The sequence below is a fragment of the Candidatus Stygibacter australis genome, from assembly GCA_030765845.1.
GTDB lineage: Bacteria > Cloacimonadota > Cloacimonadia > Cloacimonadales > TCS61 > Stygibacter > Stygibacter australis.
This window is the reverse complement of the sequence record JAVCDJ010000194.1, coordinates 1-12731: the sequence shown is the minus strand read 5'-3', so window position 1 is coordinate 12731 and position 12731 is coordinate 1. Positions and strand designations below refer to the sequence as shown.

The following is a 12731-nucleotide window of genomic DNA, read 5'->3' as shown; positions in this document are numbered from 1 at the left end:
CTATACGCTGGCATGGAATGAAACTCAGCTTGATGGACGCACTCAAATACCTTACAACAAGCTTAATATCTTCCTTAAAGCCTGCTTTGCAACTGCAAAAATCACTGCCTTTGATATTTCCACCCTTACTGTGGATAAGTTCGGTGGTGAGATTGGCGATCTGCTTGGCACAGAAGCCCCCAATGTGGGGAATCTGATAGAAGCAGCAGACATGCCTGCCTGCGGTCTTGACCTTTCAACCCTGAACAGCTCAATCGAGACTGTATAACGTGAAAAGGGGGGAGCTGCAGATCCCCCCCCTTTTTTAATGTGAAGATTTTTGCCACGGATTTCACGGATGAACACGGATAATGTAATGTAAAAGTTTGACCACGAAAGCCACGAAATGACACGAAAAAATGTAATGTAAGACTTTTTATCCGTAATTGGTGAATGGTGAACGAACAAATCCAGCCCAAGGATGGGCTGGGTACAACATTAACATCAGAGCTGGAAGCTCTGGGTACGCAGAGCTCTGTCACTCATGTTGTGTTTGGGTCCCCTACCCAATCTGAACGCTACCATTGCGAAGGAATCCTCCTCCGCTAAAGCTACGGAGGACGTTCCGCCATTCGCAAGGTGGCTCTTACTTTTAGAACTTTAGATATTCCTCAATTTCTGACTTGATCAGGTCAAGGGAACCTTTCCAGAACTCTTTATCATTAATATCTATTCCGGCAAAAGCAGCAACTCCAGTAATATCATTTCTGCCTGTTTCCCGCAGAATAGCATCATATTTAAGAACGAAGTCATCTTTATCCTTAAGGTAAATTGCATAAAGACCCTGGGCAAAAAGCTGTCCAAAAGCATAAGGGAAATTATAATAATTTGCTCCGGCATAATAATAATGCGGTTTGCAGAGCCACATATAGGGATGCAGAAACTTAGGATCAAGTCCCTCTCCATAAGCATCTTTCTGGGCTTGCAGCATCAGTTCCTTTGTCCGCTCCAGATTAACATCACCATTTTGGCGTTCAGCAATGAAATTGCTTTCAAAAAGATAACGGCTATAGATATCTACTATCACCTGGGTTGCTTCCATCAATTTGGTTTCCAGAATTGCCAGTCGGGCATCTCCCTCAGCACTCCGGGTGATGGCATCTTTCACAATGGTCTCAGCAAAAATGGAGGCAGTTTCTGCTACGGGCATGGAATAGTGAGTATTCTGGGGTAATTCATCCTTGAGGCAATAGCCATGATAGGCATGTCCCAGCTCATGAGCAAGGGTTGTCACGTTCCCCAGTCCCCCAGTGAAATTTGCCAGAACTCTGCTTTGCTGAATGGCATGACAGGTTGAGCAGAAAGCTCCTCCGCGTTTGCCCTGCCGTGGTTCGGCATCTATCCAGTTATTGGCAAAGGCATGCTCAGCAAAATCTGCCAGTCTATCAGAAAACTTACGGAAATTACCAACAACAAATGTCCGGGCTTCGGTAAAGTTATAATTCTTCTCTATTTTACCTATAGGAGCAAACAAATCATAAAAAGGTAAGCCATTTTCATGTCCCAGCAGCTTTGCCTTATGCCTGAGATATTTCCTGAATTCCGGAAGATATTCCTTAATAACAGTAAACATTGTATCCAGAGTTCTTGCTTCCAGATGAGAATTCAGCAGCGTCATCTCGAGCACGGATTCATATCCCCTAAGTTCCACTTTCTGAAGGACTTCACCTTTTATGGAATTTAAAGCAGAATTTATGGGATAGGCTATCTGATCATAAGATGCTATTTCTGCGAGATAGGCTTTTTTTCTTAAATCAGCATCGCTATCATGAGCAAAATTGCGGATAACAGGAAGCGGGTACTTCTCAATTTTGCCATTCACTTCCAGCTCTACCAGGTGCTGAGATTCTATATATCCCTTCATGCGCGTCCAGGCATTTGAGCCGGTTAAACTCATACGGGATAGAATATTTTCTTCCTGTTCGCTGAGCAAATAGCGTGAATATTTGACCATCTCCCTTAAATAGAACCCAATTTCCCTCAGATATTCTGAATGCTCCAGCAATTCTTCCAGATCATTACCACCTGTTATCCAGAGCTGAAATCTTACATTAGGTTTTGTTAGTTTCAGCAGCTTCTGCTGCAATTTCTGTTGATAGGATAAGGCAGTTTTATTTGCTGCTTCCACGCTTAAAGTAAGAGAACAGAAACTCATTAATCTGCCGACCAGTTCAGAAAGTTCCGCTTTCTGCCTGAGCACTTTTTCTGCCAGAGAGGCACGCTCAGCCACGGGCATATCTGCCGGAGTGGGAAGCTCGATTTTTTCTATCAAAGTTATAAGGCTTTCCAGCTTTTTAATATCTTCCAGAAACTCTCCGGATTCAAATGACGGGTAATAATCGTCTAAAGACCATCTCATAAATCTACCTTCCTGTTATTATTTTATGGGAATATTAACTATTGTTTCCACAATCTCATCATATCTATTCTGCCTGAGAGGATACTTATTGAAATTACTATCCATGATATAATCCTTTTTATGTAACCCTTCATCACCATCGATCTGGTAAGTGCTTTTATTAGAATCAAATTTTTCCCAGAAAGTGAGTTCCAGATCACTATCAATCTTCATCTGCAATAAAATGGAATTATCAACCTTGCGTTCTGAGTGTTCATCGACAATATTATGGAAATAATTAGCAATTACCGAATTTATGGTATGATAGAAATTTTGATCATCAAATTTCTTCATGATAAAGGCTTCTGCTTTCATAGATATTGCTTTGCGGTTTTTACTTGTGTATCTCAGCAGTATTATATCCTGCATACTTGAAGCATCAAATTTCTGAAGAGTAAGCAGAGTGAAATCATCCCCTTTCAGGTCATAATTTTCTTCTATCAAAAGCTGCTTGATCATAAATGGCAGAATGATACTATTCATATTATCGCGAAATTTAGTCAAAAACTTGGTAAATCCACTCATTCCCAGCTCCATACCCTCAAAATTCAGGCATTCAAAGAGTCCATCAGTATAAAGGAAATAGATAGAATCCGGCGACATCTCCATCATCACCTCTTCATCTTCTTCATATTGATATGATGCCAGCCAGCCAACCGGGATTGATGAGCCAAGATCAATTATCTTAGTATCAGCAGTGTGCTTATTATATTCAATAAGAGCCGGATGCCCCGCATTGAGATATTTTATGGTGTTATTTTCCAGATCTACCAGGCAGAATATCATCGTAAGATAATTTGTCTGGAAGAAATCCTTACTAAGTATCTCATTTAATTTATTTACTATGTAATGCGGTCTCACATTACTCTTTTCCATATTTACCAGCATATTAATGGTTGATTTAACTGCTGTCATGATCAAAGCTGCCTGAACTCCATGCCCGGAAATATCACCTACATAGACCACATACTGGCTTTCTGAGATTTGAATTATATCAAAAATATCACCTCCAACCTTTTCAGATGGAGAATATACTGAGGTTATGGAAATATTATTTTCATGCACAAGCCAATCCGGTAATAAATATGACTGCACCGAAGAAGCCAGCTCTATATCCTCCAGAAGTGAGGTATATAGTCTTTCAATCTGAACTTCATTCTTCTTTTTTTCCGTGATATCTTCAGCAATTTTTGCCAGATTCCGCACCGTTCCATTAGAATCTCTGATATCAAAGATCGAGGCATATTCACAGATCAAATCTCCATTTTTGGCTCTATTGATGATTTCACCCTTCCACTCTTTACCAGCCATTACTGTTTCCCAAACATTCTGGTAGAATGCATCATCATGCTCCCCTGATTTTAAGATCCGCGGGTTCTTGCCAATTGCTTCTGCCAGGGTATAGCCGGTTATCTCAGTAAAGCGGGGATTTGCATATTCAATATTACCCTCCAGATCAGTGATCACTATGATATTCTTTGCCTGATGCACAACATTAGAGAGCTTATATAATTCTGACTCAGCCTTTTGCCGTTCTTTGATCTCTGTCTGCAAATGGGCTGTTTTCTCCCTCACCCGTTCTTCCAGCTGCAGATTAAGGTTCTTTAATTCTCCCTGAGCTTTTGCCAGATCTTCATTTTTAGTGATCGCTGTCTCGTAAGTTGTCACCAGAATTTCTAATATTTTACTTTTTGAAGCCGATATAATGTATTCCTTACCCTCAAATTCAAGGTTGACTACTTCATAGATCTCATCTCCCTCAGGTTTAGTTTTAACTGATAACTGCTGCTCAATATTTTTTAGCAGAGTTTCATCATTGCAGGGCCTGGTCAGGAAATTGCTGGCTCCGCATTCCAGCCCTTTGAGAATATCATGGGTATCAGATAAAGCTGACAAAAATATCAAAGGTGTGTTACGGGTTTTAATGAAGCTTTTCATTTGCCTGCAGAACTCATATCCACTCATAGCCGGCATCAAGATATCACTTATTATAAGATCAGGCTCTTTCTCCTTCACCATCTCGACTGCCTGTTCCCCACTATCGGCTAATATTGGTTCATATCCGTTTTTAAAAAGCAGATACTCCAGCTTCATCGCCTGAGTTTTACTATCTTCTACTACGAGTATCCTTTTCTTTGGTATTTTATCCTGTTCAGATTTAATATTACACCTCCAAATTACGAAACGATTATATTGTTTCCATTCTGATCATCTAATTTTTACAAAAGTGAAGCAATCTCATGAGTTTTTAATACCATGCTGGCATAATTCAATTTTACTGCTTCTGCCCAGATCGCAAGCCTTTTTTTGTACTCGCTATTATGAGTAAATCAGTTAATTTGTTTTCTCGCGCAGGAAGCTGGAAAATCTTGCGAATATCTATTACTGCCAGTAATTCTCCATGATAGTTAAAAACCCCTTTCACAAATTCTGCACCAGTTGTTACTTCTTCCAGAGCAACTGCTTTTTCGATCCGTTCAACTTCGGATAAACTCAATCCAAAGCGATGCTCCCCTTCCCGGAATACAAGATAACTTTCTGCTTTAGCCATCTATTTCTCCCTATTAATATCTTTCGGCATTTTGTACATTTATCTTTCTATTGTAAACTCTTTTTTATCTTTTACCATTTTCTTGTCATTAAATAAGATAACATCCAGTGGATTCAACCCAAAACAACAAAGCACATACTCACAATAAAATGTCAGTACGTGCTTTGTTTTTCCACCTGAAAGGCACTTTGGTGCCTAATTTATTGGTTTATATAGGAGTTATAGGACATATACTTGTATAGTATTAGCCGTTATCTCTAAGTATCACACCCTCTGCCATTACGAGCTTAGGAAATGCTGACAGATCAAGAGGATTTTTGTCCCAGACGACCAGGCTGGCATACTTACCTGCTTCTACAGTACCCAGAACATCATCAATTCCCAGAATTCGGGCATTCTGATATGTGATCAGCCCGATAGCCAGCTCAGGACTCATCCCCTGGATCAGGAAGAATTTGAGGGAATCCCGCAGTGAATAGGTGTGAATAACCGGATGATCAGTCATCAGACCAAACTGGGCTTTTGATTCCATCAGCAGACCGGTATTCTGGTAATAAGCATGCTTCAGCTCCACTTTATAACCTACAGCTCCGATTGGTCCAAATACTACAGGAATATCGTTTTCTGCCAGCAGGTCATAAATCTCCTGATGCCACACATCCAAAGTGTGATCAGCAGTTACCTTGATGCCATACTTGTTTTTAAGATGGATCAGATATAAGATATCATCTTCCTTGTGAACATGGACTTTCACGGTGGGTTCACCGCTCATTATATCTAATAAGGCAATTTCTTCCGGGGTGAAACCCAGCTCCATCTCCCGAAGCACTAGATCAAGTTCTTCTTCATATTCTGCTTTATCAAGCTCATTCTTTTTCAGTTTTTTATCCAGATCCAGCAGTTTTTTATTTTTGGTAACTTCTGCTTTATCACGCTTTATCAGCAGTTCATCCAGTTTGTTTTCCAAAAGGGCATAAGCACCCATCCGGGTATTATTTCTGGTTCCTTTCCAATCTGTGGTTGAGCGCGGATTAAAGCCCAGGGCCATCTTGTAACCATAAGTTTTTAGCAATGCACCACCCACATTATCAGCAAAATTCCTGATGATCTGTGCTTTACCTCCGATCAGATTCCCGCTTCCCGGCACCAGGCAGCTATATAACACACCAAAATCCACTGCATCCTGAAATGCCCTGTCATCATAATAAATACTATTCAGAGGGTCAGATAAGGGCATTATCTGGTCTATATGATCATTCAGTTCAGCTTCCTGCCAGGGCTCGCCTTCACGATCCATCCCGATATGTGAATGTGCATCAATTATCGCTGGAGTAACTATCCCCTCCGCATCAAACTCCTTCTCTTCCTGATCTACACTCAAGATCATATTATCTTCGATAGTGATATAAACATCTTTCAGCAGTTTCTTACCGTCATAAAGTTCTCTGGCATATACAATAAATTTTTCCATTCTGCACCTCTTTCTTAAAGTCGATTTGATATTATCATAAAAATAATCGTTCTGATGTCAACTCAAATTTCATATTTTAGCAGAAGTTCAAACTGAGACTGTTCAATTCCCACCAGTCAATACCTTACGAATGGCTTGTCGAGCCGGAGCAACGCATAGGCTGATCCCTTCGCAATGGTTGGTCAGAGGATAGAAGTTTATAAATATCGATAAATAAGCCAGTTAGCAATGAGAATCTCTTGGTCAGAAAGGTCAACCATTTCGGAGGTCTATCGACCATGCGCAAGGGCTTAGAAAGGTCAATTTCAGTATCTACCCACATCATTCAGAATATGTGCACTTTTATGCTACAAAAATTGAAAACATGCAATAATATCAATTACTGCATTGAACAGTCTCTTTGTCCCTGCAAATATTATCTTTCTCTATTCCTTAAACATTATATTATCATTACGCTTTCTTTTTCGTGGATTGTGTTTCAAGAAACGGATTAACTTTTGTAGCCCTTTTAATAATCCAAAAAATCCTATAACAAGACACATAGTTAACAACGCTTGAGGAATATCGAAGGCTATTTCTAATACACAAACAGCAAATATTATTACCAGAATATAAAGTACCTGATCCAGTTTATAGTAAATTATTCCAGATAAGGCAATACCAATCGTAACAAATGCCCATGGTAAATGATTTAAAATGTTCAGTAGCCATCTATCTGGATTTTCTATCAACCTGGGCTGTAAAAGAATCAGCAGTCCCCCAAGGATTATATATATAAAGAAATTTACAACTATTCGTGGTTCTATAGCCTTTTTATGAGAAAGCAATAGCTCTAATTCACTCTGCTCTATATGCTTTAGCACAATTGCCTTATGTAATACAGTTATAGATAATATCATCATGAAATACACGCCAAGCCAGATAACTACTCCACAATATACCATTGCACTCCCCAAAAAGGCTGTCAAACCTGTTGCAATTTCTAATATTCCACTTTCTACATAATACTGTCTAACTAATTGTTTTTCATTATTATCAATCATATATTCCCCCTATCTGTCATTGAATCCTTTTTTCCTGTAAAATTATTTCTCTGTCAATTCATTTATTTACTTGCGATTACATCTTCATGCCGTTCGCAGTTTAGGTTCTCTGGTTGTGGTCTATCGCTGGGAGATATTTGGGGAATGGACGAAGAGGACATAGCGGACGAAATGGACAAGATGAATTTTATGAACTTTGAGTGATTTTTCGGGGAAACAATTATGGAAAGAGTTTTTTATTGAGTGATTTGCCACCATTTTGGGAAGAGCTGGCGGTAGCGCATGGTGAAAAAACGGTCATCTATAAGGAGGACGCTGCCAATATCTTTTTCTGTGCGGATAACTCTGCCGGCTGCCTGCAAAACCCGCGTGAACCCTGGAAAAGTGTAGGCATAATCATAGCCCTTGCTGCGATCTTCATAATAATTGCGGATCAATTCCCGCTGGAGATCGATCCCGGGCAGTCCTACTCCCACGATCACGGCAGCGGTGAGATAATCTCCCACCAGATCAATGCCTTCGCCAAAAACTCCTCCCATCACGGCAAAACCGGCAGTAAGCGTGTCAGCTTTCTGAAATTCTGCCAGAAACTCGTCACGCTGGGGTTCTGTCATCCCGGATCGCTGAATAAGTAATTGATGCGTAATCTCTTTCTGCTGGATAATCTCCAGGGCGTCCTGTAAATAACGGTAGCTGGGGAAAAATATCAAAGCGTTTCCTTTTTGCTGATTGAGGAAATCAGTGATAGCTGTTGCCAAATGTCCCATTGTGATAGTTCTGCTGCGATATCTGGTTTGAATTCTTGATCTTGATATGGTAAGATTTTGAGCTGGGAATGGTGAAGGTAGATTAAGACTTTTTGCTTCCGGGTGGCAGCCAAAGAGTTCCTGATAATAATTGAAAGGGGTGAGAGTAGCTGAAAAAAAGACCACGCTTTTGCAGCGATCAAGGCATTCTGCAAGTGAAATGGCAGGATCAAGACAAAAAAGTTTGATGGCAAGCTCAGATCTGGCTCGCTGAAAAAGGGTGCGATAGCTGCTGGTGTAATTTTCCAAGCCCCAGAGGAAGGCATTTACTTCAAAATAATACTCAAGAAGTTCAGAGCGATAAGCTGTCTGATGATTTTGGGCTAACCATTTATCAGTTGCTTTAATGAATTTGCGAGCAGGCAGTTCTAAAGCATCTGGTTTATCCAGAGTGTGTTCTTCATCAGATTCCATCTCTTTTTTGTATTGCAGGGAAACACTATTTAATTTACTGACCATCTTATAAATTTCTGGAAGTCTATCTTTGATCTTGCGCCTGATAGCAAGGGTCTGGCTTTTGAGAAGTTCCCTGGAAAACATCTCCCGAGCTCTATCAACCAGGTTATGTGCTTCATCTACCAGAAAAGTATAGCGTTCATCGATATTTTCAAAGAACCTGCGCAGATAAACCCGGGGATCAAAGGCATAATTATAATCACAAATGATCAGGTCGCACCATAAAGCAACATCCAGCGAGAATTCAAAGGGACAGATGCGATGCTTATGGCACAGAGATTCAATAGTAGATCGATGATATACTTTGAGAGGAAACGCCTCATCTATGGCATCTCCCAGACGGTCATAGAAACCTTTGGCATACTGGCAATCATCAGGATGACAGGCTTTTTCGGGATTAAAGCAGATGCGTTCTTTGGAAGTGAGAACGAGTGCCCGGCAATCCAAGCCGCTACTTACTAAAATCTCAGCCGTTTGAGCAGCTATATTCTTGCCGGTAGTTCTGGCAGTCAGATAAAAGATGCGGTCCACCAGCCCGGTTCCAATAGCTTTAAAGGCAGGAAATATTGCTGCCATAGTCTTGCCAATGCCTGTGGGAGCTTGCACCAGAAGCTGACCTTGCTCGCGGATAGCGTTATAAACCTGCACTGCCATCTGCCGCTGCCCTTTGCGGTATGATGAATATGGGAATTCCAGTTTTTCAAGCGATATATCCCGCTGCTGCTGACGGGCAGAGAGTCTTGCTGCCCAGTGATGATATTTGGCAATTACCTGCTCCAGGAATAATTCCAGCTCCAGTGCGGTGAAACTCTCTTTTAAAATAGTTTCTTTCTTTTTATCCAAATGATAGAGGGCAAGCTGGATATCGATATTTTCCAGAGATTCCTGCTGGCAAAAGATAGCAGCATAAATTTTTGCCTGTCCCCACCAATGCAGAAAGCTTTGCTCTCCAATCAGATCAGGGTCCTTGGTGATAGACTTTATCTCTTCCAGAATTATGCCAGCTTCCCTGCGATATAATCCATCCATTCTGCCGCGAATAAGTAAATTGAAATCATCCGATTCTCGTAGATAGGAAAGTGTTATCTCAGATTCGTAATCAGGAGGTCTGCTTTTCTGCAATTTCTGATGTGCACGGGTACCCTGCAGCATACGACTATTGCTCACATAAGTTACCAGGTCAAGATCACCCTGTCGGTAATAAAATTCTATCAGCGATCTTACGCTTACCTTGATCTCTGGTTTAATTATCAATGCTTCGCTCTATTTTTTGTTTTATTCTGTTTAGCCGTTTTTGCAATTCAAAAATCTGCCTGCCATCCACGAACTCATTCTCATAAGCCAGTTTCATTGCCTGCTGTGTCCAGTTAAGAGCACTCTGAAAATCTTTAACTTTGTGCTCTGCGTGTTTTGCCAGTTCAATAAGCGCATATATTTCTGATTCTGCTGCTGCCTGCCAGAGAGCAATTGCTTCGGGCAGTCTATTTTGCCTTTTATAAAGAAACGAAAGCTGGGCGCGACAGATAACGGTATTATTACCTGTGAGACCTTTTTTAAAGCATGCTTCAGCTTCTTTTTCATATCCCAGATCACGATATAAGCGTGCCAGTGCTGAATGATCAATACTCTGGGGATCCTCGGAATTTATCACTTCTACGATCAAGGCAAATAATACCGGCATAGATAATATATCGCTTACATTGTGCTTAAAAACTTTGTGCATCAACTCAGCATTGCCGGTTTCCAGATACTCAAAATACAATTCAGGAATATCTTCTGAGGGAAGGTCATCTGCTGGATCACGAGCTATTCCCAATAGCTGCTCCTCGAGGTAACCCAGATTGCATCTGCCTAATTCCTTGCGCCATAATCTGCGAGCCAGGTATAAAAGGTCTATATCCTTCTGATTGATCAGAAAGGGCTTCATTTCATTCATAATGCAGCGGGAATTCAGCAGGTTGGAATCATAGCTCCGTCCATTGAAAGAAACTGGAATTATATCTTCAGTAAACTCCTTTGCCAGTTCACTAAGATATTCATCTTCACTGCCAGGATCAAGCATGAAGTATTGCCTGACTATGAACTGGTCACTTTCAAATCTGCCGATTCCGGTAAGAAATGCCCAGGTGCCTACTCCTCCGCTTAAACCAGTAGTCTCCGTATCATAAAACAAAAGATTATTGATCTGCACTGGATTATCCATCCCAGCCCAGCTTAAAATAACTTCAGGGATGTCAAATCTGCTTAATTCTCTGGTTCCGTAGCTTAAAGGTAATCGATAGATAAATTCCGCCCGATACACTGTTTTTGATTTATTGAGATATTCTCCGGGTAAGATTTCAGATAGTTCCCTGGCGTCCTCATCCTTAATGGAATTGATCCGCTTATCTTTTAAAGTATCTTTAAGGATCTTTTCCAGATCAAACATCAGTCTGCACCAGATATTTGAGTAATTCTTTAACTTTCGCCTTGGCTCCTTCCCCACTTTCTGCCACGGGACCAGTACAGGCAGGACAGCCTGCTGAGCATTCGCAGCTATTGACAATATCCAGTGCCTGTGCCAGGATCTTTTTGTGTTGTGAATAAATTCGGGTGGAAAGTCCAATCCCACCGGGGACTGTATCATGAAATATCACTGCCGGTCTGCCTTCAGCCAGATTGCTCTGCTGCTGCACATCCACCCTGATATCTGAGCGGTCACACATCAGATGTAACGGGGCTATATTCTGCAAAAGCCAGCCCAGTCCTGCCAGACTGCTTTGCACATAAGCTTCCTGTTCTGCCAGGAGGTGACAGGTTGGACAGAGGGTGATCAGATTACTTTCTCTATTAGCTTCATAACGGTTTACGAACTGTTTAAATGGTATCTTATGATGCACATGAAAAGCTTTATCAGTTTCTGTAATGCCGCAATTCTGACAGGCAAATCCATCTCGCGATCTTACTTTTTCACTTAGTTTCTTCCAGGCGGCACCATATTGATTGGGAGTATTATTCCAATTCCCCGATTCTTTTAATTTTTCTATAGTCTCATCAGTGGGGCTAAACCAGTATGCCATAGTGACCATCTCTGTGACAGGCATATCCAAAGGAGCTTGATCAAGTATTTCCTGGCTGCCCCATTTGATGCGCTTAAATCCTGTCACCTGGCGTTCCACACGCACCTGACCCTGATATTTATCAGCTCCCTTTTCCTTATCTCTGCCAGTTTCCTGCAGCAGCTCATAATCAGTTCTGCTGATAGACTGGGTATAATAATCAAGTGGTTGATTATCCAATATCGCTAGATGTTTTTCAAAATCAAGTTCCTTTACCAGATATGACTGGCCATTATGAATATAGACTGCCTGAGGATGAACCATCCAGTAGGCACTGGCTTCATCAACTTTGCCGATCACCAGACCTTCACATTGCAGTAGATATTCACCACTGCCGGTTGTTCTGAGTGAGATACTGCTGGCTGGATATGTATCTGATTTCCAGAGATATTTATCACCTGATCGATGCACTTTGCCATATTTTTGCAAAAGATCAAGATATTGATCCGTTTCTGCTCCATTGAGTGCTCCAAAACCTTCCCCACTGCGAAATGGCTTTTCAAACAGGGCACATTCTAATTGATGCAGCAGAATGAAAGGATTATCTGGGTTAATAAGAGCCTGCTCGGGAATGCCTTTAAATAGATATTCAGGATGCTTCACCAGGTATTGATCTATCAGATCTGATCCTGCTACAAGTATTCCCAGAGAATCATCCCCCGTCCTTCCGGCTCTACCCCACTGCTGCAGCGTGGAAGCAATACTGCCCGGATAGCCATTGATTACTATCACATCCAGTCCACCTACATCAATACCAAGTTCCAGAGCACTTGTGGCAACCACTGTGTTGATATCACCAGCCTTCATTTCGGATTCTATCTCGCGACGCTGCTTTGCCAAATATCCGCTGCGATAGCCCAGTACATTGT

Annotated in this window: 9 protein-coding genes; 1 reads left to right on the top strand and 8 read right to left on the bottom strand. The window is 41.3% G+C overall.

What is annotated here, in order from left to right; translation table 11 throughout:
• The coding region (locus RAO94_09865; protein ID MDP8322643.1) for a hypothetical protein at positions 1–268 on the top strand (268 nt) is incomplete at its 5' end.
• A 363-nt stretch (positions 269–631) separates the two neighbouring features.
• Here RAO94_09865 and RAO94_09860 read toward each other — a convergent pair.
• The 8 genes from RAO94_09860 to RAO94_09825 form a co-directional block, all read right to left on the bottom strand.
• Positions 632–2398 (bottom strand): M3 family oligoendopeptidase, encoded by a 1767-nt coding sequence (locus RAO94_09860; protein ID MDP8322642.1) that lies wholly within the window; start codon positions 2396–2398, stop codon positions 632–634.
• A gap of 18 nt (positions 2399–2416) precedes the next feature.
• Positions 2417–4564: a SpoIIE family protein phosphatase gene (locus RAO94_09855; protein MDP8322641.1), complete on the bottom strand. Its 2148-nt coding sequence runs from the start codon at positions 4562–4564 to the stop codon at positions 2417–2419.
• Between the two features lie 148 nt (positions 4565–4712).
• Complete coding sequence (locus RAO94_09850) at positions 4713–4988, bottom strand: chemotaxis protein CheW (protein ID MDP8322640.1); 276 nt, start codon at positions 4986–4988, stop codon at positions 4713–4715.
• A 244-nt stretch (positions 4989–5232) separates the two neighbouring features.
• Positions 5233–6459 (bottom strand): amidohydrolase family protein, encoded by a 1227-nt coding sequence (locus RAO94_09845; GenBank protein MDP8322639.1) that lies wholly within the window; start codon positions 6457–6459, stop codon positions 5233–5235.
• A 425-nt stretch (positions 6460–6884) separates the two neighbouring features.
• The gene (locus tag RAO94_09840) at positions 6885–7502 is read right to left on the bottom strand and encodes a hypothetical protein (GenBank protein MDP8322638.1); all 618 of its coding nucleotides are present in this window, start codon (positions 7500–7502) and stop codon (positions 6885–6887) included.
• A gap of 236 nt (positions 7503–7738) precedes the next feature.
• A complete protein-coding gene (locus tag RAO94_09835; GenBank protein MDP8322637.1) occupies positions 7739–10018 on the bottom strand; it encodes an ATP-dependent DNA helicase in 2280 nt (759 codons plus the stop codon).
• Positions 10008–11192, bottom strand: coding sequence for a ribonuclease H-like domain-containing protein (locus RAO94_09830; protein ID MDP8322636.1), 1185 nt, complete (start codon positions 11190–11192; stop codon positions 10008–10010). Before RAO94_09830 ends, RAO94_09835 begins: the two co-directional genes overlap by 11 nt.
• A partial coding sequence (locus tag RAO94_09825; GenBank protein ID MDP8322635.1) for a DUF1998 domain-containing protein occupies positions 11185–12731 on the bottom strand: 1547 nt, incomplete at its 5' end. The genes RAO94_09830 and RAO94_09825, both read right to left, overlap by 8 nt.